Source organism: uncultured Roseobacter sp., assembly GCF_947493125.1.
Taxonomy (GTDB): Bacteria; Pseudomonadota; Alphaproteobacteria; order Rhodobacterales; family Rhodobacteraceae; genus Roseobacter.
In genome coordinates this window covers 66,947-89,673 of record NZ_CANLQB010000006.1, presented here as the reverse complement: position 1 = coordinate 89,673, position 22,727 = coordinate 66,947, and the positions used below count along the sequence as shown (strand labels likewise).

Here is a 22,727-nt window from a genome sequence, read left to right as displayed (position 1 = left end):
GGCTCCGTTCTTGCTGGAAAAGCAGTTTGCGCTGCCTTACCCATGGGGCAGAGCATCGTCAAGGAAGGGCCCCATGAGCGACCATCACGACCCCTCACCGGTGAACCCGCTGCCGCCCGTTGTGGTGATCCTGTTTCTGGCGATCGCCATCCCGGAGGCGGTGTTCAGCCTTGGTGCGCGGGGCCTGATCGGCGGCAATGAGGCGGTGGGCTGGCGGCTGGCATCTGTGCAGAGCTATGCCTTTTCGGGGGATATCTTTGATTGGATGGTCAGTAACGGGCGCTGGCTGCCCGAACATCTGTTGCGCTTTCTGACCTACTCTTTTGTGCATGCCGGCTTTACGTCTGCGCTCTTTGCCGCGGTACTGCTTTTGGCCTTGGGCAAGCTGGTTGGAGAGACCATGGGGCAGCTAGCGGTGCTGGTGTTGTTCTTTGGCGGCGCCGTGTTTGGCGCGCTGGTCTACGGTGCGCTGCTCAACGATCCGAATTGGCTCATCGGGGGTTTCCCGGCGGTCTATGGGCTCATCGGCGGCTATTCTTTCGTCATGTGGCAAAGCCTTGCTGCACGCGGCGAGGAGCAGCTGCGTGCATTCAGTCTGATCGCCATCCTGATGGGCTTGCAGCTGATCTGGGGCATTTTCTTTGATGTTGGCAACGGGTGGGTTGCGGATCTGGCTGCGTTTTTCTTCGGGTTCGGGGCGTCTGCGGCATTGGTCCCGGGCGGGATGGCGCGGCTTCTGTCCGCACTCAGACGCGACTAGGGAGACCGTCTCAGCGCCCGCCGGACCTCGCCCATCCGAATGGCGCCGATCAGATGCGCGACACCGAAGTAGGTCGCCATTCCGATCATGATCAGCACCGCAAGCGCAAAGGCCCGGATCCACGGCATGCCGAGGAAGGGGCTCAGCAACACGGTACCGAACCAGAGCGCACCCCCCATGATCGCCGAGGCAAGCACCATCCGCCAGATGCGCCCTTGGAACCGGGCGTCGAAGCGCGCGACATCGCCGTAGCTCTTTGCGCCCGCGCGCAGCAGTGCCACCATCAGCCAGGCCGCGACGGTCGTGGCGATGGCAGGCGCAATCCAGCCCACAACTGGGGCCAGCCCAATCGCAAGGGCTGCATTGGCGACCATGGACACCACCGCATAGTGAAACGGCCTGCGGGTGTCTTCTCGTGCGAAGAAAACCGGTTGCAGGATCTTCTGGATCACAAAGGCGGGCAGCCCGAGCCCATAGATCGCGACGGCGACCGCGATGGCCGCCGTATCATCAACAGTGGCTGCGCCGCGTTCAAACAACACGGAGACCAGCGGGAAGGGGATCACGACAAGTGCGACTGCGGATGGAATCGTCAGTGCAAGAGAGATCTCAGCGGCTCGGCTCAGCGCTGTTTTTGCACCGGCGTCGTCTCGTGCCTGCAGCCGCCGCGAGAGATCCGGCAGCAGAACGACACCAACCGCTATCCCGACAACGCCCAACGGCAACTGATAGAGGCGATCCGCGGCGAAAAGCCAGCCCACCGCCTTGTCGAAATAGCTCGCGACCTGCTGGCCCACCAGCAGATTGATCTGTACGACACCTCCCGCAAGTGCCGCGGGGATGGCGATCTTGACGAGCCGGCGCATATCCGGTGTGAGCTGCGGGCGTTTGAGTTTGATCTTGAAGCCGGCGCGCTTCGCAGAAAACCAGAGCAGCGCGAATTGCAGGACACCCGCGACCGGTATGGCCCAGATCAAGGCGCGTGCGATATCTCCACCAAGCCAGGCGGCAGTCGCCATGGCGCCAATCAATAGCACGTTCAGCAGAACCGGAGCCGCCGCCGCCGCCGCAAACCGCCCCGCCGCATTCAGCATGCCCGACAGTAGAGCGGCCAGCGAGATGAAGAGAATATAGGGGAAAGCGATCCGACCGAATTCCACGGATAGATCGAACTGTTCCTGCCCGGCAAACCCCGATGCAAGCCCATAGATCAGCCAGGGCATCACTGCCAGCGCCACGACGGTCAAAGCGATCAGGATCGACGCAAGACCGGCGAAGGCGTCGGAGGCAAAGCCATCCGGGTCCTGTTTGCCCTCCAGCCGTTTGGAGAACATCGGCACAAAGGCCATGTTAAACGCGCCTTCCGCAAAGAACCGGCGGAACATGTTGGGCAGGCGAAAAGCCACCACATAGGCCTGATAGAGCGGGCCGGTGCCGAGATACGCCAGAATCATCGCATCACGGATGAACCCGAGAACACGGCTCATCAACGTCCAGCCGCCAACAGTGAAGAACCCGGACATCAGGCGGATGGGCCTCACTCCCTGGCCCTTTCGACGCCTTCATCGATGGCCTGACGCAGTTTCTTCTCAAGCGTGCGCTGCTTGCTTTCGGCATAGTACTTCAGGCCGAACATGTCCTTGACATAGAAGGTGTCGACCACCTGCTCCCCGTAGGTCGCAATCACCGCATTGGCGATGTAGACATTGGATGCGGCGAGCGTGCGGGCCAGATCATACAGCAGACCCGGTCGGTCACGCGTATCTACCTCGATGATCGTGTAGATCTCCGAGCCCTCATTGTCGAAGGTGATATGGGTGGGCACCTTGAAGGCCCGCTCGCGCTTCTTGACCTTGTCACGGTCTTTCAGCGCCTCGCGGGCCACCACTTCGCCGCGCAGGGTCTTTTCTATCATCTGGCGCAGGCGCGGCAAACGTGCCGCGTCATAGGGGTTTCCGTCCGCGTCCTGGATCCAATAGGCATCCGTGACCATGCCGTCCTTCGTGGTGTAGCTGCGCGCGTCGACGATATTTGCTCCCACCAGTGCGAGAGCGCCCGCCAGGCGCGCAAAGATGCCCGGATGATCGGCCATGACAAAGCAAGCGCGGGTCGCATCACGTTCTTCGTCCGGGTGCAGGTCAATGAGTATTTCATCATCCTGCACGTCACGCAGCATCTTGGCGAAGGTGACATGCGCAGTCACATGCAGGGCTTGCCAATACGGCGCGTAGTGGCGCGCGGTTTCCCGCTGCAGATCCTTGCGCGGCCAGTCGTGCAGTGCGGCCCGCAACGCCCGCTTGGCCTCCGCGCCCCGGTTTTCGCGGTTGAGGTCTTCAAGCCCTGTCTCCAGAGCCCGTTTGGTCTGGCGATAAAGCGCACGGATCAGCACCGCCTTCCAGTTGTTCCAGGTGTCCGGGCCAACCCCTCGGATATCGCAGACCGTCAGGACACAGAGCAGATCCAGCCGCTTGACCGTCTGCACCGCCTTGGCGAAATCGCGCACCGTGCGCGGGTCGGCGATGTCGCGCTTCTGGGCCATGTCCGACATCAGCAGGTGATAGCGCACAAGCCACTCCACGGTGTCCGTATCGGTCTTGTTGAGCCCGAGCCGCGGCGCAATCTTCCGCGCCATCTGCGCTCCGAGGATCGAATGATCTTCCGGCCGCCCCTTGCCGATATCGTGGATGAGCAGAGCGGTGTAGAGGACCTTGCGGTCCACACCCTTCTTCAGGATCGAGGAGGCGACGGGTAGATCCTCTTCAAGCTCACCCTTTTCAATCTGAGCGAGGTGCTTGATGCACTGAATGATGTGCTCATCGACCGTGTAGCTGTGATACATGTTGAACTGCATCATCGCGACGATGGGCTCGAACTCCGGTACGAAAGCGGAGAGCACGCCAAGCTCGTTCATCCGCCGCAACGCGCGCTCCGGGTTGCCGTGTTTGAGCAGAAGATCGAAGAAGATGCGCTGCGATTCGGGCGCGTTGCGCACCTCATCGTCGATCAAATGCAGGTTGGATTTGATCAGCCGCATTGCATCGGGGTGGATCAGCATGCCGGTGCGCAGGGCTTCCTCGAAGAGACGCAGCAGGTTCAGCTTGTCCGAGAGAAAGCTCGCATCGTCTTCAATCGCAATACGGTTGTTGACGACTTGATAGCCTTTCTTCACCTTCGGACGCCGGCGAAAGATTCGCTCCAGGATAGGTTCGGCCTTCACGTGGTCGGCTTCCAGTTTAGTCAGGAAGATACGTGTCAGATCGCCGACTTCTGTTGCATGCAAAAAGTAATCCTGCATGAACACTTCGACTGCGCGGCGCCCCTTCGTGTCCTCGTAGCCCATCGCGTCGGCCACCTGGACCTGCATGTCGAACGTCAGCTGTTCGGAGGCGCGCCGGTTCTCAAGGTGCAGATGACCGCGCACAGCCCAAAGGAAATCTTCGGCTGCGGCAAATCCCTGGAATTCGTCCTCCGTGAAAACACCGATGGGAACAAGGTCTGCCGCGTCACCGACGTTGTGCACGTATTTTGCAATCCAGTAGAGTGACTGCAGATCCCGCAACCCGCCTTTGCCCTCTTTCACGTTCGGTTCGACGACGTAGCGCTGACCCTGCTTGCGATGCCGTGTTTCGCGCTCGGCCAGTTTCGCTTCGACAAAGGCGCGCTCTGAGCCGGAAAACAGATCGCTGCGCAGGCGTTTGGCCAGGGTGGCGGCCAGATCGGTGTCGCCCGCGAGGTGGCGCTGCTCCAGCAAGGCCGTCCGGATCGTGAAGTCCTCGGCACCCAGGCGCAGGCATTCCTTGATCGTGCGGCTGGCGTGGCCGACCTTCAGTTTCAGATCCCACAGGATGTAGAGCATGGATTCGATGACGCTCTCCGCCCAGGCGGTGATCTTGTAAGGTGTGAGGAACAGCAGGTCCACGTCGGAAAACGGCGCCATCTCTCCCCGTCCGTAGCCGCCTACAGCGATGACCGACAGGTGTTCGCTCGACGTCGGGTTGGGCTTGGGATGCAGAATGTCCCGTGCCACATGAAGGGCGGCGGTGACCAATTGATCCGTCAGGTAGGTATAGGACCGTGTCATCGGTCGTGCAGCGAAGGGTGCGGCCGCGAAGGCTCGGGCGATCTCCTCCCGCCCGGCCCGCTGCTGGTCTTTCAAGAGGCGCACCGCCGTGGCGCGTATCTCGCTGGCCGAGGGTGTCTCTTGCAGGGCGCGACTGAGGTCTCGTTCGAAGCCGGCGTTGTCAAAGATCAACTCCGCTGCGCAAATCAAGTCCGCTGCAGGTGCGGCGTCGACCTGCTGTGCCGTCAGGGACATTGTGTTGCCCTAGAAACCTGCACCGCCGAACGACTGGGGCGCCGGGCTGAGGATTGTGACCTGGGAGGCATTTATCGTCGCGACGGCGAGGCCACGTTCATTGGTGCCATCGGGACGCAGCCGGAAGATACCGCTCGCTCCGCGGAAGCCCGCCCCTTGTGTCAGTGCAGCGGCGGTCAGCGCATCCGGGTTTCCCTGACTGACGAGAGCGCCGATGGCGGCGATTCCGTCAAATGCCAGCCCGCCAATGGGATGCGGCAGGCTGCCGTAGGCGTTTTGATACTGGGCACTGAAGGTCGCAGAGGCAGCCGGATCCGGTCCGGCGAACCAACCGCCCTGAACCCCGGGCAAGCTGAGCGTTTGCGGCGGAATGTCCCACCGTGTGAGACCCATGAACTGCGCGGTTTCAGAGGTGATACCCGCCTCCGGCAGAAGCTGAGACAGCAGAGGAAGGGCGCTGGCCGTATCCGTGGTCATGAACAGTGCATCCGCCGCGTTGCCCTCTACCGCGGATTTGATTTGCGGAATTGAGGCAATCACATCCTGCTGCGACAGTGCGTAGCTGACCGTGCCAACGACTGACCCGCCTTGAGCGTTCACCGCGTTGTTGATTGCGCTGCGCCCTTGCGTGCCAGCAGAATCCTGCGCATGCACGATCACAAACCGGGATTTGCCCTGACTTCTGGCATAGCTGACCATGCGGTCCGCTGTATTCTGGAAGGTTTGACCCAGTACAAAGACGTTGCCACCGGCGATGGCAGCGTTATTCGAAAACGAGAGCACCGTGATGTTGTCCGCGGCCACTGCGTTGCCGACTGCATTGGCTGAGGCCGCATAAACCGGTCCGAGAATGATTTTCGCCCCTTCGTCCACAGCCTGCTGGGCTCGTGCCGCTGCCACGCCTGCATCCCCTCCGGTCTGGTAAACCCGCAAGTCGACCCGCGCGCCGTTGAGATCCCGAATTGCCAAGCGTGCCGCGTTTTCAAGGCTTTGTGCCAAAATCTCGTCCGTGGTCTGACCAGAGCCGCTGGGCACCAGCAGCGCGACAGGGACAGCCTCGCCGGTGTCGATGCCGGGGCCGCTGCCAAATCCCGCTCCTGGTAGCGTGTCGCAGGCGGCCAGAGCGAGTGCGACCAACGGCAGGGCAATCAGACGCGCGACCTTGCGGGCGGATGGGAAAACGGCGAACATATGCGGATACTCCAGCAGTCAGAATTCAGGCGCAGATGCGCGCTCGTCGCAATCATAGACGTCACGAAAGGCGGGTCCAGCGTTGAATTTCCAAAAGGTAGCCTTGGACGCAGGCCTTTACTTTGTGGGTGTGCCGATTGGAACGGCGCGCGATATCACCTTGCGCGCCCTCGATGTACTGGCCTCCGCGGACGTCTTGGCGGCAGAGGATACACGCAGCCTGCGGCGCCTGATGGACATTCATGGCGTTCCTGTCTCCCGCCGCCCGCTGGTTGCGCTGCACGATCACAGCAAAGGGTCGGTGATTGCTCGGCTCCTCAGCGACGTGCAAGCGGGCAAATCCGTGGCCTATGCCTCCGAAGCCGGGATGCCACTGATCGCTGACCCCGGCTTTGAGTTGAGTTCTGCTGCCCCGGAGGCGGGTGTGATGCAGACCTGTGCGCCCGGGCCGTCCGCGATCCTGACCGCGCTGGTTCTGGGCGGCTTGCCGACGGATGCCTTTTACTTTGCGGGCTTTCTGCCCAACGCCAAATCTGCGCGCCGGTCGGCGCTCGAGGCCGTTCGGGAGGTGCCGGGAACACTGGTTTTCTACGAATCTCCAAAACGCCTCGCCGCGATGCTGTCTGATGCGAGTGATATCCTCGGGACGGAACGGTTGGCGGCGGTCTGTCGAGAACTGACAAAGAAGTTCGAAGACATACAGCGCGGCACCCTGGAGACCTTGAGCAGAACATATGCGGGAACGACCGTGAAAGGCGAACTTGTCGTCTTGATCGACCGGGGGCGTTCAGCATCCGTTAGCCAAGATACCGTACAGCAGGCATTGGAACAGGCACTGCGACAGATGACGATGCGAGATGCGGTCGATATGGTGGCCAAGGCTTACAATCTGCCGCGGCGTCAGGTCTACCAGCAGGCTCTGGCACTTACGAAGGAGGGCTGAAATGACGGCACGCGGGCAGCAGAGCCAACGGGGCGCCGTGTCCTATCACGCAGGTCGCGCCGCCGAAAACGCCGTTGCCCGACACTACGGCGAACTGGGATATGAGGTGGTTGCCGAACGCTGGCGCGGCGTCGGTGGCGAGATTGATCTGATCGTGCAAGATGCCGAGCGTGTGATCTTCGTCGAGGTGAAGAAAAGCCGAAGTCTTGAGGCCGCTGCGCTTCGGCTCAACCGCGCGCAAATGGATCGCATCTGCGTATCGGCGTCCGAATATCTGGGACAGTTGCCAAACGGCGCGCTGACCGAGGCGCGGTTTGATGTGGCGTTGATGGGTGCAACCGGAGCCGTCAAGATCATCGAAAACGCGTTTGGAGAAGGGTGAGCGTCGGCTCGCACGAGCCATTGCACCTTCCGGGCGGCTGCGCCATGTAAGGGCGGTAAATGCGAGGAACCGCCATGAAAATCGCCTTTCAGATGGACCCGATTGGAGATGTGGACATCAGTGCCGACAGCTCCTTTCGCCTTGCCGAGGAAGCGCAGACGCGAGGTCATGAGTTGTTTTTCTACTCGCCAGATCACCTGGCGTATCAGGAAGGGCGCATCACGGCGCGGGGCCATGATCTGCGCGTTCAGCGGGTGCAGGGCGCGCATGCCCAGCTGGGCGACGCCAGAGACGTGGACCTGGCCCAGTTCGATGTGGTATGGCTGCGCCAGGATCCTCCCTTCGACATGCACTATATCACTTCGACCCATTTGCTGGATCGTCTGACCCCGGAGACGCTGGTGGTGAATGATCCGTTCTGGGTGCGGAATTATCCCGAGAAACTGCTGGTCCTGGACTTTCCTGACCTGACGCCGCCGACCTGCATCGCGAGAGATCTCGCCACCATAAAGTCGTTCAAGGAAAGGCACGGGGACATCATTCTCAAACCGCTCTACGGGAACGGTGGGGCCGGGGTTTTCCGCCTTGATGCAAATGATCGTAACCTGACATCTTTGCACGAGCTCTTCACCGGCTTTTCGCGCGAGCCTCTGATCGTGCAGAAGTTCCTGCCGGATGTCTCGAAAGGCGACAAGCGGGTCATCCTCGTTGATGGAGAGGCGGTCGGCGCGATCAACAGGGTGCCTGCCGCGGGTGAGACGCGGTCGAACCTGCACGTCGGCGGACGTCCGGAGAAGATCGGTTTGACCGAGCGCGACCGGGAGATCTGCGCGGCTATCGGACCTTTGCTGAAGGAGAAGGGTCAGATCTTTGTCGGCATAGACGTGATCGGTGACTATCTGACCGAAATCAACGTAACCTCTCCAACCGGCATACAGGAGTTGGAGCGATTTGATGGGGTCAATATCGCCGCGAAAATCTGGGAGGCGATTGAGGCGCGGCTGTCCTAGGCTTCGGCCGGGCTGACCAGACGAAAGCTGATCGCTTCGGCGATGTGCGGACGGCGGACCTGCGCGGAATGATCCAGATCCGCGATTGTCCGGGCGACGCGTAGTACACGGTGATACCCCCGAGCAGAGAGGTTGAATCGTTCGGCAGCGCGCAGCAGCAGGTCTCGTCCCTCAGCATCCGGGGAGGCGATATCTTCCAAAGCCTCGCCTGCGGCATCGGCATTGCAGCGCATGTCGGACCTGTCCTCAAAGCGGTGCTGTTGCACCGCCTGCGCCGCTGTCACCCGGGCGGCAACGGTGTCGGACGTCTCTCCGTTTGCAGGCAAGTCGAGGTCTGTATAGGCCACGGGCGGCACATCGACCCGGAGATCAAACCGATCCATGAGCGGCCCCGAAATGCGGCCCAGATAGTCGTCTCCGCATTTGGGAACGCGTGCGCAGGCGCGGGCCGGGTCCGAAAGATACCCACAGCGACATGGGTTGGCAGCAGCAACGAGCATGAACCGGCATGGATATCTGACATGCGCGTTGGCCCGCGAAATCATAACCTCACCGGTTTCTATGGGCTGCCGCAAGGTCTCCAGGACATTGCGCTGGTACTCTGGGAACTCATCCATAAAGAGCACGCCATTGTGCGCCAGCGACACCTCACCCGGCTTGGCCAAACGTCCGCCGCCGATGATGGCGGCCATGGAGGACGTGTGATGCGGATCGCGAAAGGGGCGGTCCCGGGTGATGCCCCCTTCATCGAGAAGCCCGGCCACGGAATGGATCATCGAGGTCTCGAGAGCTTCCATCGCGGTCATTGGCGGTAACACGCCCGGCAAGCGCTGAGCCAACATCGACTTCCCGGACCCTGGAGTTCCGATCATGATCATATGATGGCGCCCGGCGGCAGCGATTTCGAGAGCGCGCTTGGCTCGTTCCTGCCCCTTCACCTCCGAGAGGTCTTTCGTCCTTGCAGTCGTCGCTATTTCACCCGGAATCGCCTGCTCAATCGGCACTTGACCCGTGAAGTGGCGCACCACATCGCCCAGTGTCTTGGCGGCGATCACCCGCGCACTACTGACCCATGCGGCTTCCTTTCCACAGGCCTCCGGACAGATCAGCCCGTAACCCTCTGCCGCTGCCGTCATGGCCGCGGGCAATGCGCCGTTCACCGGGATGATCTTGCCATCGAGGGACAACTCCCCCAGGGCGACAACCGATTGGGTGATGTCTTTCGGGATGATCTCCAGCGCGGCGAGCAAGGACACGGCGATGGGCAGATCGAAGTGGCTGCCCTCTTTCGGCAGGTCGGCGGGACTGAGATTGATCGTGACCTTCTTTGACGGAAAGGCGATGGCCATGCAGGACAACGCCGCGCGAACACGCTCCTTCGCTTCCGAAACGGCCTTGTCCGGCAGGCCAACCACACTGAAACCGGGCAGGCCGGGGGAAAGCGAGCACTGCACTTCCACCAGACAAGCTTCGACGCCACGAAACGCGACGGAATGTGCAACGGAAACCACGAGCGCCCCTCCAGACCAACGTGGTTAATCGGTACGTCACCGGTCTTTATGAAAGGTTAATCCTGAACCGGGAGACTCAGGCCGGCCACTCGGTGGTCGGACAGCCCGTCGGATAGGGGAACGGGTCATATCTGGTCTTCAGGCCCATCGCGCGCCAGGACTGAAATGCAGGATCACGAATGGTTTTCAGACAATAGGCGCGGCTTTCATCCGAGACAGGAAGGTCATACCCGATCACCCGCGCTGCCACCGGGGCGAAAAAGACGTCAGCAAGACTATAGTCGCCCATCAGCCAGCCCTGCTCTGTGCCGGACATCAACCGTGCGGCGGTCCAGATGTCCTCCAGCCTGTGCAGGTCCGCCAAAACGGCGCCGGACGGTACAAATTCTTGATTGACGTGCTGCAACTGCATGGGGCAGGCGTCCCGCAGGGCCGTAAATCCACTGGCCATTTCGGCGCAGAGCCACCGTGCACGGGCGCGAAGCCCAGCCAACACCGGCCAAAGGCCGGCATCTGGATGCCGCTCCGCCAAGGTTTCAGCCATGGCCAAGGTCTCGCCGATGATCTCATCATCGGGTGTCTTCAGAACCGGGACCAATCGTGCGGGATGTAGCGGAGCAAAGTCCGCAGCCATCGTCCCGCTGTAGAGGCCGACGAGATGGGTGCGGTAGGGCAGCCCGAATTTCTCCAACATGAGCCAGCCTCTGAGAGACCAGCTGGAGAAGGTGCGATCACCAATGTAGAGATCATACGTCATGAGTGGACGCTAGCGATCCCGACGTCCGCAAATCAAACGATCAATTGTGAAGACGCGGATCACGGACAGTGATTGATCTGCTCGACCGATCCCATGTTTCCGGCCCAGGCAATTCGCGTGCAGGACAGATTGTCGATCTCGTGAGCGAGTGCCTGATAGGGCGAAACGCCCAAAGCGCGCTGCACCTGCGTCAGGATGACACCGATATGAGCTGCCGCGATGATCTGAGCGTCCGGATGGCTTGCGTTGATCGCATCCACGCAGGCGTCGACCCGCTCGGCCGCGGCATTCCAGCTTTCCCCGCCGGGCGGAGCGACGTCCCCAGGTGTCTCCCAGTAGGCCCGGCTCAGATCAGGATCGCGCTCGGCGATCTCGGCGAAAGGGAGGCCGTCCCAAGCTCCGAAATTGAACTCGCGGAGGGCTGCTGTGTCTTCCAGCCGGCGATGATCCGCGCCTTCCAGTGCGTCCGCCGTGGCCGAGGCGCGGCGCAGGTCTGACGCGATGAGCAGAGCGGATGTCGGAAGATGCGCGCGCAGTCTGTCCAATCGGGCGGTGTCCGAGAGATCCGCCGGCACGTCTCGCCATCCCACAAAGGTTTTCTCGTGAGTCGGTCCGTGGCGGACCCAGTGCCAAACCGTCACGGCAACTCACCCTTCAAGACCTGAGGAAGTCCCGCAGTCACCTGGACCGCGAGGTCGGCCCGCTCGGCAAGTGCGATGTTCAAGCGGCCCTGCATGTCGCGGAACCGCCTTGCAAGTGCATTCTCGGGCACAATCCCGTGCCCCACCTCGTTGGAGACGATGACAACGGGAGCGGAGCAGTTTTCCAGAGCTGTCAGCAGATCGACCTGCGCCTGCGCGATATCGATGTCGTCCATCATGATGTTTGTCAGCCACATCGTGGCACAATCAATCAACACCGCTTGAGTCGCATCTAGACTGTCGAGGACCGAACCGAGTTCGATTTGTGCCTCAAAATTGAGCCACTGGTCACTTCTGCGCGATCTATGGGCCTCTACACGCATTTTTATTTCGTCGTCATGGACCCGGGAGGTGGCAAGGTAAACGGGAGCTAAACGACTGCTTAACAAAAGGTTTTCCGCCCAGATTGACTTTCCCGAGGCAGCGCCGCCTAGCACGAAGGTCAGTTTTGGCAACATTTTATAAACCTTTGAAGTGAACCAATCGTCGGTATGGTGCGTATCTGTATCAATTGTACACGGCAAGGTGTGCTTCATCTGACTGGGAGATGTCGCTATGGCTTTGGACACAGCAAGGGATATGTCATTGTCGCGCACCGCTATGAAGGCGGAACTGCTCGACGCGGAAACAGAACTCAAACTGGCCTATGCGTGGCGGGATGAGCGATGTGAAAAGTCTCTCCACAGGCTGATCACAGCCTACATGCGCCTGGCCATTTCCATGGCATCGAAATTCAAACGCTATGGCGCGCCGATGAACGACCTCATCCAGGAAGCGGGCCTCGGGCTGATGAAAGCGGCAGACAAGTTCGACCCTGACCGTGGAGTGCGCTTTTCAACCTACGCGGTCTGGTGGATCAAGGCGTCCATTCAGGACTACGTGATGCGCAATTGGTCGATGGTGCGCACCGGTTCGACATCGTCACAAAAATCGTTGTTTTTCAACATGCGTCGGGTGCAGGCTCGGCTGGAACGAGAAAGTGCTGCTGCCGGCGAAGTGCTTGACCGGCACCAGCTGCGCCAGATGATCTCGACCGAGATCGGTGTGCCGCTGCATGACGTCGAGATGATGGAAGGCCGCCTGTCGGGATCCGATTATTCCTTGAACGCGACGCAGTCGACCGAAGATGAGGGGCGTGAGTGGATTGACGCACTGGAGGATGACAGTGCCCAGGCCGCCGAGACGGTGGAGCACAGCCACGACACCGAACAATTGCGGGAATGGTTGCTCAAGGCGATGAACGATTTGAATGAGCGGGAGCGGTTCATCGTGCGGGAACGCAAGCTGCGTGATCAGCCGCGCACTTTGGAAAGCCTCGGTCAGGAACTATCGCTGAGCAAAGAGCGTGTGCGACAGCTCGAGGCGGCTGCCTTTGCCAAGATGCGCAAGTCTTTGGAAAGTCAGTCGCGCGAAGTGCATCATTTCCTCGTGTGATTGGATCAACTGTCCGAAGCATGATGTCTGTGGGAGCGGTCGTTTTGGCCGCTCCTCTTGCCTTTGCACAGGATATCTTGCCAGGAGCGGCCCGAACAGCAGACGTTGTCTTCCTCGGGGAGCAACATGACAATCCCGGACATCATGCGGTTCAGGCCAAGTGGACAGCGGCCCTTGCGCCCTCTGCATTGGTCTTCGAGATGCTGACACCGCAACAGGCCGCCCGCGTCACTGCGGACGTGCGCCGCTCGCAGGCGGCGTTAGGGTCCGCGCTTGAATGGGACGGATCGGGGTGGCCCGACTTCGCCCTGTATTATCCCATTTTCGAGGCTGCTCCCGCGGCTGAGGTTTACGGTGCCGGAGTCCCGCGTGCCGAAATCCGGGGCGTCATGCAACAGGATATCGCCCAAATCTTCGGACCACAGGATGCGGCGCGCTTTGGCCTCGACGTCCCTCTCGACGCAACCCAGCAGGCCGCGCGCGAGCAGATGCAGGCGGATGCTCATTGCAACGCGTTGCCGGCGGATATGCTGCCGATGATGGTTTCCGTCCAGCGCTTGCGGGATGCCACGCTGGCACGGGCCGCACTTGAGGCTGTGGAGGACACCGGCGGGCCTGTGATCGTCATCACCGGGAACGGGCATGCCCGGACGGATTGGGGCGCGCCACTGTATTTGCAGACCGCAGCACCTGGCCTCAGTGTCTTTGCTCTTGGTCAGGGTGAGAACGGGCGCACACCACCGGGAGGGTTCACCGCGATGGCAGATGGGCCCGCTGTCACGCGTGAGGATCCATGCGACGTCTTCAACTGATGCAGAGGGCTGGAGGTTGCCTGCGTGACGGCCTATGGTCGCCCGGAGGCCCACCCACTGGGGATGCGTGATGCTGACCGGAAAACATATTCTGCTGATCATCGGTGGTGGAATCGCGGCCTTCAAATCATTGGATCTGATCCGACGGCTGCGCGAACGAGGCGCCATTGTGACACCTGTGCTGACCACGGCCGGCGAGGCATTTGTGACACCGCTCTCGGTCTCGGCACTCGCCGGCTCCAAGGTCTACCGCGACCTCTTCGATCTGACAGATGAGGCGGAGATGGGCCATATTCAGCTCAGCCGGGTTGCGGATCTCGTGGTCGTTGCACCGGGAACAGCTGACTTGATGGCGAAAATGGCCACCGGTCTGGCAAATGATCTTGCCAGCACGTTGCTGCTTGCGACTGATACGCCGGTTCTCGTCGCGCCCGCCATGAACGTTCGCATGTGGGATCATGCCGCAACTCAGCGCAATGCGCGCAGACTGGCCGACGATGGCGTGGCACTCGTCGGCCCGAATGAGGGTGATATGGCATGTGGCGAGTACGGGCCTGGTCGAATGGCCGAACCGCTTGAGATCGTTTCGGCGATTGAGAGCCGGCTCGCCGCAGGCCCGCTGTCGGGCAAGCGCATCCTTGTCACATCCGGGCCGACACATGAGCCCATCGACCCGGTGCGCTATATCGCGAACCGGTCGTCCGGGGCGCAGGGCACCGCCATCGGTCACGCGCTTGCCTCCTTGGGGGCTGAGGTTGTCTTCGTGACCGGACCGGCTGAGGTCGCTCCGCCTGAGGGTGTCACGGTGGTGCCGGTTCAAACCGCACAGCAGATGTTGGATGCTGTCGAGTCGGCGCTGCCCGCGGATGCGGCTGTTTTCGCCGCCGCAGTTGCCGACTGGCGGGTTCAGGGGACCAGTGCGCAGAAGCTCAAGAAGTCCAAAGACGGGCTGCCAGATCTCAGCTTTGCGGAAAATCCGGATATCCTGGAGCATGTTGCCCATCTCGAGGAACGGCGTCCTGCACTGGTGATCGGCTTCGCCGCCGAGACCAATGACGTCGTTGAGAACGCGACGGCCAAACGACGCCGCAAGGGATGTGACTGGATTGTCGCGAACGATGTTTCGGAGGCGACGGGCGTCATGGGCGGAAACGACAATACCGTCACCGTGATCGACGACGCGGGGGCAGAGAACTGGCCGACGATGACCAAATCGGAGGTTGCACGGCGGTTGGCCACGCGGATCGCAGAGGCATTGAACTGATTTCATGGCAGGACATCACGAACACGTCCGGATCGCCCTGGAGTGGGCCGATGACGCAGATCGCACCATGGATCTCCCCGCCTATCAGACAGTCGGGGCCGCCGGGGCCGACGTGCGGGCCAATCTGCCCGGCGGCGAAGTCATCATCCAGACCGGTGCGCGCGCGCTGATCCCGACAGGGCTCAGGATGGAGATCCCGGAGGGCTATGAGGTACAGGTGCGCCCGCGCTCCGGTCTGGCGCTGCACCATGGACTGATGCTGGTCAACAGTCCGGGCACGATCGACAGCGATTATCGCGGCCCGCTTGGGATTATCGTCCTGAACGCAGGTGAGGCCCCGTTCAAGGTCACCCACGGCATGCGCATCGCGCAGCTGGTCGTGGCCCCCGTGGTCCAGGCGCGCTTTAGGGTGGTCGGGCAGCTCAGTGACACCGACCGCAACACCGGCGGGTTCGGGTCGACGGGGCGCGGCTGATGTTTCTGGTTTTCGCCATGGCGGGTGTGCTCTGGGGGATCGGAGCGCTGATGGGGGCGCCGCGCTCTACGCGGATCACTATGATTGGTGTGCTGTATCTGGGTGTTATGGTCGTTCAACTGACCCTGCCCGACGGCAGCCCGCTGCGAATGGCGACGGGCGAAAGCCCCGCACTTTGGCTCATCATCGGTGGGTTTGCCGCACTGATCTTTGCCTACCGCCGTGGCTTGCGTCTGCTGCAGGACCGCGCCGATCATGCCCGCGCTGCCGATCAGCCCGACGCCCCCCGAAAAGGGTTCAGCGACAGCGAACTGAACCGATACGCCCGGCATATTGTCCTGCGCGAAATCGGCGGGCCGGGGCAGTCGCTGCTCAAGGAGGCGAAAGTTCTGGTGATTGGCGCTGGCGGTTTAGGCGCCCCGGCGCTCCAGTATCTGGCCGCCGCTGGCGTCGGGACAATCGGGGTCATTGATGATGACCGCGTCGAGAATGCCAATCTTCAAAGGCAGGTGATCCACAAAGACCAGTCCATTGGCACCCCCAAGGTGTTCTCTGCTCAGGCGGAAATGACAGCTCAAAATCCCCATGTCACCGTGCGCCCCTATCATCGGCGACTGACAGAGGAAATCGCGTCGGACCTCTTTGTCGACTATGATCTGATCCTGGATGGCACGGACAATTTTGACACGCGCTATTTGACAAACCGCGTTGCGGCAGAGCAAGGCATACCACTGATCTCCGGCGCGTTGAGCCAGTGGGAGGGGCAGTTGAGCGTCTTTGACCCGGCCCGCGGCGCACCCTGCTACCAGTGCATTTTTCCGCAAGCCCCCGCGGCGGAACTGGCACCGTCCTGTGCCGAGGCGGGGGTTCTGGGGCCGCTGCCGGGCGTTATCGGTGCGATGATGGCCACCGAGGCGATCAAAATCATCACGGACGCTGGAACAGTGCTGCGTGGTCAGATGGTGATCTACGACGCGCTCTATGGGGAAAGCCGGATCATTGCGATTTCACCGCGCCCCGATTGCCCTGTGTGCGGTGGCGCGCGCGGGCATGCGCCCGCCGCCTAGGAGGCTGTGTCTTGTCGGTTGTGGTCGGCGGCTCTAGCTTGTCGCTCAAAGGAGATTTCAATGACCAACCCGCTCTTGCAGGACTGGACCACGCCGTTTCAGATCGCGCCGTTCGACAGGATTTCAGACGATGATTTCGCGCCTGCTTTGGAAGAGGCTCTCGCGACGCATGAGGCCGAGATAGAGGCCATCGCGTCGTCGTCTGAGCCTTCCAGTTTCGCCAATACCGTCGAGGCGCTGGAAGCTGCCGGCAAAGGGCTTAACCAGGTGTTGAGCGTGTTCTTTGCTGTGGCGGGTGCAGACAGCAACCCCGCGCGCGAGGCGTTGCAGCGCGAATTTTCACCCAAGCTGGCCGCACATTTCTCGCAGATCTACAGCAACAAGGCGCTCTTTGCGCGCATCGCTCAGGTGTGGAACAGCCGTGCGGATCAGGAGCTGAGTTCCGAACAGAACCGCGTCTTGATGCTCACCCACCGCGGGTTTGTCCGCGCGGGGGCCGCTCTCCACGGGGCGGAGGATGCGCGGATGAAGGAGATCAAGGAGCGTCTTGCGGTTCTGGGAACGGAGTTTACCCAGAACCTTCTTGCCGATGAAAGGGAGTGGATGCTGCCACTTGCGGAAGAGGATCTCGAAGGTTTGCCAGACTTCGTGATCGCGGCGACCCGGGCCGCCGGAGAAGAGAAAGCGGCGGACGGGCCGGTGGTCACGCTCTCCAGGTCAGTGATCGTGCCCTTTTTGCAGTTCTCGCCACGGCGCGACCTGCGCGAGATCGCGTTCAAGGCGTGGGCCGCGCGGGGAGCGAATGGCGGCAAGACCGACAACCGCGAGATCGCGCGTGAAATCCTCGCCTTGCGCGAAGAGCGTGCGGCGCTTCTCGGCTACGACAGTTTTGCCGCCTATAAACTCGAAACCGAGATGGCCAAAACACCGGGCGCGGTGCGGGATCTTCTGATGGCTGTGTGGGAGCCGGCAGTGGCGCAAGCCAAGGCCGATGCAGAGGTGCTCACCGGGATGATGCAGGCAGATGGGGTCAATGGCCCCCTCGCACCGTGGGACTGGCGGTATTATTCCGAAAAGCGAAGGGTCGCGGAACACGACCTCGATGAGGCGGCACTCAAACCGTACTTTCAGCTGGAGCGCATGATTGAAGCGGCCTTTTCCTGTGCCACCCGGCTGTTCGACCTGTCCTTTGCCCCGCTTGATGTTCCGCTCTATCACGCGGATTGCCGGGCGTGGGAGGTGACGCGGCGGGGCGAGCATGTGGCGGTGTTCATCGGGGACTACTTCGCGCGTGGCTCGAAGCGCTCGGGCGCCTGGTGCTCGGCGATGCGGTCGCAGGCCAAATTCCCAAGTCGCAAGACACCAATTGTTATCAACGTCTGTAACTTCGCAAAGGGCGATCCGGCGCTCTTGTCCTATGACGACGCGCGCACGCTGTTTCATGAGTTCGGTCATGCGCTGCATCAGATGCTTTCAGACGTGACATATGAGAGCCTGTCCGGCACCTCCGTGGCCCGGGATTTTGTCGAACTGCCGAGCCAGCTTTATGAACACTGGCTCGAGGTGCCGGAGGTGCTGGGTGAGTTCGCAACCCATGCAGAAACCGGCGAGACGATGCCGCAGGAGATGCTCGACAAGGTGCTCGCCGCGGCCACCTATGACATGGGGTTCCAGACCGTGGAATATGTGGCCTCGGCACTGGTGGATCTCGCCTTCCACGATGGCCCGGCGCCGTCCGATCCGATGGCGCGGCAGGCAGAGGTGCTGGAGGAGATCGGGATGCCCCATCCGATCACCATGCGCCATGCCACGCCGCATTTTGCCCATGTCTTCGCCGGGGATGGCTATTCCAGCGGCTACTACAGCTACATGTGGTCCGAGGTCATGGATGCAGACGCCTTCGCGTCCTTCGAGGACGCCGGTGGTGCGTTCGACCCGGAGCGCGCGGCGGCGCTGGAAGAGCATATTCTGTCCACCGGGGGCAGCGAGGATGCGGCTGAGCTCTATGTCGCCTTCCGCGGGCGACTGCCCGGTGTCGAGGCGCTGTTGAAGGGGCGCGGTCTGGCAGCGGAATGATCAGTAGCCGCTCGTGCGGTCAACCAGATGCAGGAAGGGCGCGCCCGTCTCACCGCGACGGATGTTGTCTGCGATGACCCTGGCCGCCGTCACCGGGCGCGTTTCAGCGGCGATATGCGGGGTTACGGTGACCTTCGGATGGCTCCAGAACGGGTGATCCGCCGGTAGGGGTTCGGTTCGAAAGACATCGAGGGTGGCGGCGGCGACCTGTCCGCTGTCAAGCGCTTCGATCAGGGCGGTATCATCGATGAGCGGCCCGCGTCCCGGATTGATGACACAGGCACCGCGCGGCAGGTGCGCCAGCGTTTCGGCGTTCAGCGTGTTTTCCGTGGCCGGTGTATCGGGCAGCAGCAGGACCAGTATCTCTGCGTTGGAGAGCGCTGCCGCCAAGCCCGTGGCGCCATGGTGCATGACGACACGGGCAAGATGCCTTTCGCGGCGGCTCCAGCCGTGCACGGTAAAACCCAGCGCTGTCAGGACTTCTGCAACAGCAGAGCCGAGCTCCCCCATGCCCAGGATCGCCACCCGACGCTCGGCGGCCAGAGGTGGTGTATGCGGTTCCCAGCGGTGCTCCGGGTTTTGGATATGGCGGTCCATCCCGAGGTGATAGCGCATCACATGCCCGGCCACCCATTCCGTCATCGACTTGGTCATGCCGGGATCGACCATCCGCGCCAGCGGTATCGTCAGGGTTGGGTTGTCCACGACCGCCTCCACGCCAGCCCAGAGGTTCAGCACAGCCTTTGCGCGGGTGAAGGGGGTGAAATCCTGCAGAGGGGAATTGGGCGCATAGACGATGTAGTCGACCTGGTCCGGCGGCAGATCCTGTGCCAGATGAGCGCTCAGCCCAAACTCGGAGAAGGCCGCACGCAATGGCGCGTCATAGGTGGCCCAGCGATCCGCGTGGGCGGCGAAGAGAACGTTGACCGTCACGCCTACCTCAGCCGGTGCACATGCGCGCTCTGCATCAGGCCAAAGGCCAGCATCAGGACCAGCATCGCCGAGCCGCCGAAGCTGACCAAGGGCAGCGGCACGCCAACAACCGGGGCGAGGCCCATGACCATCGACATGTTCACCGCGAAAAACAGGAAGAAGTTGAGCGCGATCCCCAAGATCAGCAAAGACGAAAACCGGTCCTTGTTGGTCAGCGCCGACCAGATGCAGAAGACGATGATCAGTGCGTAGAGACCCAACAGCGAGATGCTGCCAAGAAAGCCGAATTCCTCTGCCAATGTGGTGAAGATGAAGTCGGTGTGCTTTTCGGGCAGAAAATTGAGCCTCGTCTGAGTGCCCTGCATGAAGCCGCGTCCCGTCCACCCACCGGATCCCAGTGCGATTTTCGACTGTGTGATATGATAGCCTGCGCCCAGTGGGTCGGTACTCGGGTCGAGGAAAGTGTCGATGCGGCGGAACTGATAATCCTTGATCAGCTGCCACTCCGTCCCGCGGGATTGGAAGACCGTGGTCACAAGGCCGATCGCACTGGCCAGAACGGCCGCGAAATAGGCCCAATGCACACCCGCGAGGAACATCAGCCCGCCACCCGCGGCAAGCAGCAGGATCGATGTGCCCAGGTCCGGTTGTTTTAGCACCAGGACGGTCGGGATCATGATGGCGATGACCGGCAGCAGAACCCAGAACGGATGCGAGGTCTTCTTGACCGGTAGCCAGTCGTAATAGGCAGCGAGAAACATCACCAGCGTGATCTTCATGAGTTCGGAGGGTTGCAAGCGCATGAAACCCAGGTCGATCCAGCGCTGTGCTCCCATGCCGACCGTGCCGAAAAACTCGACCGCCACCAGCAGCGCCAAGGTCATGAGATAGCCGACGCCCGCCAGCGATCTCCAGAACCAAATCGGCACCATGGCCACGCCGATCATCAGAACGAAGCCCACTGCAAAGCGCTTCATCTGCGGCTCGGCCCATGGGCTGAACGAGCCCCCCGCGACCGAGTAGAGCATCAAGAAGCCGACACCTGAGACCGAGGCGAGCAGGATCGCAATAGGCCAGTTGAGGTGAAGGATCTTGCGCACGCCCGTGGGCGCGGATTTGACCTGGTACTCGAGATAACTCATGCCTGATCCCGCCCGACGAAGGAGGCCTGCGGCTGTACGCCGCGAAGCCGTTCCTGCAGCTCTTCGATGCGTTCGCGGTCTTTGGACGGATAAGCCTCGAGCGGCGGTTGCCCGCCGTAGAGCGCCTGGAGCGTGATGTCCCGCGCAATGGGTGCGGCCGCCTTGGAGCCGCCTCCACCGTGTTCGACGACCACGGCGACCGCGTACTTCGGTTTGGCAATCGGTGCGAAGTTGACAAAAAGCGCGTGGTCTCGCCGTTCCCACGGCAGGTCTTCGTTGCGGATCACGCCCGCGCGTCGTTCCGCTGCGGTGATATTGCGCACCTGGCTGGTCCCGGTCTTTCCGGCCATGCGCATCTCGTCCTCGATAATTCGGGAGCCATAGGCCGTGCCGCGCCGGTCATTGACCGTCACGTCCATCGCGCGTCGCATCTTGCGCAGGTTGTTCTCGTTCATTCCCAGGCTTTCGCCACCGCGTTCGGGTTGTTCGACACCGTCGATGGATTTGATCAACCGCGGCTCAACCGAACGCCCGGTGGCCAGCCGTGCGGTCATCACCGCAAGCTGCATGGGCGAGGTCAGCATGAAACCCTGACCGATGGAGACGTTCACCGTGTCGCCGACGCGCCAGCTTTGACCATAGGTCTGCCGTTTCCACTCCATATTGGGTGCGAGCCCCTGCGCAACGGCAGACATCGGCACGTCGTGCTTGACGCCGAGACCGAAACGCTTGGCCATCTCTGACACCTTTTCAATGCCGACCTTGATCGCGAGATCGTAGTAGTAGACGTCGCAGGACCGTTTGAGGGATGTCTGGAGATCGACCCAGCCGTGCCCGCCCCGCTTCCAGCAGTGGAAGCGCCGGCCCGACACTTCGAGATGACCGGGGCAATAGACGGTGTCGTCGGGTCCGATCAGCCCGGCCTCCAGGGCAGCCATTGCCGTGACCATCTTGAAGGTCGAGCCGGGCGGGTAGAGACCCTGTACCGTCTTGCTGGCCAGCGGGCGGTATTTGTTGTTGGTCAGCGTGCCATAGTCCTTGACCGAGATCCCCCGGACGAAGAGATTCGGGTCGAAGGTCGGCGCGGAGGCGCAGGCAAGCACGTCGCCGCTGTCACAGTCGAGGATGACGGCGCTGGCGCTCTCCTGATCGAGACGCGCCTGAACATAGCCCTGCAGCTTGGCGTCAATGGTCAGCTGGATGTCGGAGCCCGGGATCCCCTCGCGGCGGTCGAGCTCGCGCATGACCCGGCCTGCGGCGTTGACCTCGACCCGCTTTGCGCCAGCCTTGCCGCGCAGGATGGTTTCCAGCTTCGTTTCCACGCCGACCTTGCCGATCTGGAACCGCGGGATCCGCAGGACCGGCTCCGGATCCTCGATTTTCTCCAGATCATAGTCCGAGACCGGGCCGACATACCCGAGCACATGCGCAAAGTCGGAGCCTTGCGGGTAGACCCGGCTCAGGCCGACCTCGGGCGTTACACCGGGCAGGGCCGGTGCATTGACCGATACCCGGCTGATGTCTTCCCAGCGCACATCCTCGGCAACGGTGATGGGCAGGAAGGACGGCGAGCGTTTCAGCTCCTCCTTGGTCCGGGCGATGTCTTCGGGCTCAAGCGGCATGATGCGCGCGAGCCGGTCGAGGACCGCGTCGGTGTCACCCGCATCCTCGCGCACGATGACGATGCGGTAGGAGGGCGCATTTTGTGCAAGACGCACGCCGTTGCGGTCGAACACTTCGCCGCGAGACGGCGGAATGAGCCGCATATTGATGCGGTTCTCCTCGGCCAACAGGCGGAACTGGTCTGCCTGTTCGACCTGCAGAAAGCGCATCCGCGCAGCGAGCCCGCCGATGAAGAGCAACTGCGCACCACCCAGCAAGGCGGCTCGCCGGGAAATCCGGCGGTGGCTGATATCGGTTTCGGCCCGCGTCTTCTTCATGCCGATGCCTCGCT

General features: G+C 61.8%; 20 protein-coding genes. 10 read left to right on the top strand and 10 right to left on the bottom strand.

The window, feature by feature from the left end; genetic code table 11:
• Positions 1–73 precede the first annotated feature (73 nt).
• Entirely contained in the window at positions 74–760 is a 687-nt protein-coding gene (locus Q1A71_RS14080) for a rhomboid family intramembrane serine protease (RefSeq protein WP_299677311.1), read from the top strand.
• Here the strand turns inward: Q1A71_RS14080 and murJ are convergent.
• The 3 genes from murJ to Q1A71_RS14065 are packed head-to-tail and all read right to left on the bottom strand — an operon-like array spanning position 757 to position 6,266.
• Positions 757–2,301, bottom strand: coding sequence for a murein biosynthesis integral membrane protein MurJ (gene murJ, locus Q1A71_RS14075; RefSeq protein ID WP_299677308.1), 1,545 nt, complete (start codon positions 2,299–2,301; stop codon positions 757–759). The genes Q1A71_RS14080 and murJ overlap by 4 nt on opposite strands.
• Positions 2,298–5,075, bottom strand: coding sequence for a [protein-PII] uridylyltransferase (locus tag Q1A71_RS14070; RefSeq protein WP_299677305.1), 2,778 nt, complete (start codon positions 5,073–5,075; stop codon positions 2,298–2,300). Before Q1A71_RS14070 ends, murJ begins: the two co-directional genes overlap by 4 nt.
• Before the next feature lie 9 nt (positions 5,076–5,084).
• On the bottom strand, positions 5,085–6,266 hold the full coding sequence (locus Q1A71_RS14065) for a penicillin-binding protein activator (protein ID WP_299677302.1): 1,182 nt from the start codon (positions 6,264–6,266) through the stop codon (positions 5,085–5,087).
• Positions 6,267–6,348: 82 nt separating this feature from the next.
• Here Q1A71_RS14065 and rsmI point away from each other — a divergent pair, with 82 nt between their 5' ends.
• From rsmI to gshB, 3 genes are all read left to right on the top strand, one after another.
• Positions 6,349–7,209, top strand: a complete 861-nt coding sequence (gene rsmI, locus Q1A71_RS14060) for a 16S rRNA (cytidine(1402)-2'-O)-methyltransferase (RefSeq protein ID WP_299677299.1) — start codon at positions 6,349–6,351, stop codon at positions 7,207–7,209.
• A 1-nt stretch (position 7,210) separates the two neighbouring features.
• The gene (locus Q1A71_RS14055; protein WP_299677296.1) at positions 7,211–7,591 is read left to right on the top strand and encodes a YraN family protein; all 381 of its coding nucleotides are present in this window, start codon (positions 7,211–7,213) and stop codon (positions 7,589–7,591) included.
• Positions 7,592–7,665: 74 nt separating this feature from the next.
• Complete coding sequence (gene gshB, locus Q1A71_RS14050; protein ID WP_299677293.1) at positions 7,666–8,601, top strand: glutathione synthase; 936 nt, start codon at positions 7,666–7,668, stop codon at positions 8,599–8,601.
• On the opposite strand, the gene Q1A71_RS14045 is transcribed toward gshB, so the two are convergent.
• The 4 genes from Q1A71_RS14045 to cobU form a co-directional block, all read right to left on the bottom strand.
• Positions 8,598–10,112, bottom strand: a complete 1,515-nt coding sequence (locus Q1A71_RS14045; protein WP_299677290.1) for a YifB family Mg chelatase-like AAA ATPase — start codon at positions 10,110–10,112, stop codon at positions 8,598–8,600. The genes gshB and Q1A71_RS14045 overlap by 4 nt on opposite strands.
• Positions 10,113–10,188: 76 nt before the next feature.
• A complete protein-coding gene (locus tag Q1A71_RS14040) occupies positions 10,189–10,869 on the bottom strand; it encodes a glutathione S-transferase (protein ID WP_299677287.1) in 681 nt (226 codons plus the stop codon).
• A 59-nt stretch (positions 10,870–10,928) separates the two neighbouring features.
• Entirely contained in the window at positions 10,929–11,510 is a 582-nt protein-coding gene (locus tag Q1A71_RS14035; protein WP_299677284.1) for a histidine phosphatase family protein, read from the bottom strand.
• Positions 11,507–12,028: a bifunctional adenosylcobinamide kinase/adenosylcobinamide-phosphate guanylyltransferase gene (gene cobU, locus Q1A71_RS14030; RefSeq protein WP_299677281.1), complete on the bottom strand. Its 522-nt coding sequence runs from the start codon at positions 12,026–12,028 to the stop codon at positions 11,507–11,509. Before cobU ends, Q1A71_RS14035 begins: the two co-directional genes overlap by 4 nt.
• A gap of 97 nt (positions 12,029–12,125) precedes the next feature.
• Here cobU and Q1A71_RS14025 point away from each other — a divergent pair, with 97 nt between their 5' ends.
• From Q1A71_RS14025 to Q1A71_RS14000, 6 genes are all read left to right on the top strand, one after another.
• A complete protein-coding gene (locus tag Q1A71_RS14025) occupies positions 12,126–13,004 on the top strand; it encodes an RNA polymerase factor sigma-32 (protein ID WP_299677278.1) in 879 nt (292 codons plus the stop codon).
• A gap of 44 nt (positions 13,005–13,048) precedes the next feature.
• Positions 13,049–13,816 (top strand): ChaN family lipoprotein, encoded by a 768-nt coding sequence (locus tag Q1A71_RS14020; protein WP_299677275.1) that lies wholly within the window; start codon positions 13,049–13,051, stop codon positions 13,814–13,816.
• Between the two features lie 70 nt (positions 13,817–13,886).
• Positions 13,887–15,080, top strand: a complete 1,194-nt coding sequence (gene coaBC / locus Q1A71_RS14015) for a bifunctional phosphopantothenoylcysteine decarboxylase/phosphopantothenate--cysteine ligase CoaBC (RefSeq protein ID WP_299677271.1) — start codon at positions 13,887–13,889, stop codon at positions 15,078–15,080.
• A gap of 4 nt (positions 15,081–15,084) precedes the next feature.
• Complete coding sequence (gene dut / locus Q1A71_RS14010) at positions 15,085–15,555, top strand: dUTP diphosphatase (RefSeq protein ID WP_299677268.1); 471 nt, start codon at positions 15,085–15,087, stop codon at positions 15,553–15,555.
• Positions 15,555–16,622 (top strand): molybdopterin-synthase adenylyltransferase MoeB, encoded by a 1,068-nt coding sequence (gene moeB / locus Q1A71_RS14005; protein WP_299677265.1) that lies wholly within the window; start codon positions 15,555–15,557, stop codon positions 16,620–16,622. The genes dut and moeB overlap by 1 nt, the downstream gene beginning before the upstream one ends.
• A 60-nt stretch (positions 16,623–16,682) precedes the next feature.
• Positions 16,683–18,698: a M3 family metallopeptidase gene (locus Q1A71_RS14000; RefSeq protein WP_299677262.1), complete on the top strand. Its 2,016-nt coding sequence runs from the start codon at positions 16,683–16,685 to the stop codon at positions 18,696–18,698.
• Here Q1A71_RS14000 and Q1A71_RS13995 read toward each other — a convergent pair whose 3' ends face one another.
• From Q1A71_RS13995 to mrdA, 3 genes are read right to left on the bottom strand one after another with little or no spacing between them, the layout of a single operon-like run.
• The gene (locus tag Q1A71_RS13995; RefSeq protein WP_299677259.1) at positions 18,699–19,631 is read right to left on the bottom strand and encodes a glyoxylate/hydroxypyruvate reductase A; all 933 of its coding nucleotides are present in this window, start codon (positions 19,629–19,631) and stop codon (positions 18,699–18,701) included.
• A gap of 2 nt (positions 19,632–19,633) precedes the next feature.
• Positions 19,634–20,773 carry a rod shape-determining protein RodA gene (gene rodA / locus Q1A71_RS13990; protein ID WP_299677256.1) on the bottom strand — a complete coding sequence of 380 codons (1,140 nt, stop codon included), beginning with the start codon at positions 20,771–20,773 and terminating at the stop codon, positions 19,634–19,636.
• Positions 20,770–22,713: a penicillin-binding protein 2 gene (gene mrdA / locus Q1A71_RS13985; protein WP_299678087.1), complete on the bottom strand. Its 1,944-nt coding sequence runs from the start codon at positions 22,711–22,713 to the stop codon at positions 20,770–20,772. The genes rodA and mrdA overlap by 4 nt, the downstream gene beginning before the upstream one ends.
• Positions 22,714–22,727: the final 14 nt, after the last annotated feature.

Bases quoted from the DNA above. Each gene is read 5' to 3' on its own strand.
- dut (WP_299677268.1), top strand. From the start codon at position 15,085: ATGGCAGGACATCACGAACACGTCCGGATCGCCCTGGAGTGGGCCGAT.
- rodA (WP_299677256.1), bottom strand. From the start codon at position 20,773: ATGAGTTATCTCGAGTACCAGGTCAAATCCGCGCCCACGGGCGTGCGC.
- Q1A71_RS14025 (WP_299677278.1), top strand. From the start codon at position 12,126: ATGGCTTTGGACACAGCAAGGGATATGTCATTGTCGCGCACCGCTATG.
- coaBC (WP_299677271.1), top strand. From the start codon at position 13,887: ATGCTGACCGGAAAACATATTCTGCTGATCATCGGTGGTGGAATCGCG.
- mrdA (WP_299678087.1), bottom strand. From the start codon at position 22,713: ATGAAGAAGACGCGGGCCGAAACCGATATCAGCCACCGCCGGATTTCC.
- Q1A71_RS14040 (WP_299677287.1), bottom strand. From the start codon at position 10,869: ATGACGTATGATCTCTACATTGGTGATCGCACCTTCTCCAGCTGGTCT.
- Q1A71_RS14000 (WP_299677262.1), top strand. From the start codon at position 16,683: ATGACCAACCCGCTCTTGCAGGACTGGACCACGCCGTTTCAGATCGCG.
- Q1A71_RS14070 (WP_299677305.1), bottom strand. From the start codon at position 5,075: ATGTCCCTGACGGCACAGCAGGTCGACGCCGCACCTGCAGCGGACTTG.
- moeB (WP_299677265.1), top strand. From the start codon at position 15,555: ATGTTTCTGGTTTTCGCCATGGCGGGTGTGCTCTGGGGGATCGGAGCG.
- cobU (WP_299677281.1), bottom strand. From the start codon at position 12,028: ATGTTGCCAAAACTGACCTTCGTGCTAGGCGGCGCTGCCTCGGGAAAG.
- Q1A71_RS14055 (WP_299677296.1), top strand. From the start codon at position 7,211: ATGACGGCACGCGGGCAGCAGAGCCAACGGGGCGCCGTGTCCTATCAC.
- Q1A71_RS14080 (WP_299677311.1), top strand. From the start codon at position 74: ATGAGCGACCATCACGACCCCTCACCGGTGAACCCGCTGCCGCCCGTT.
- gshB (WP_299677293.1), top strand. From the start codon at position 7,666: ATGAAAATCGCCTTTCAGATGGACCCGATTGGAGATGTGGACATCAGT.
- Q1A71_RS14065 (WP_299677302.1), bottom strand. From the start codon at position 6,266: ATGTTCGCCGTTTTCCCATCCGCCCGCAAGGTCGCGCGTCTGATTGCC.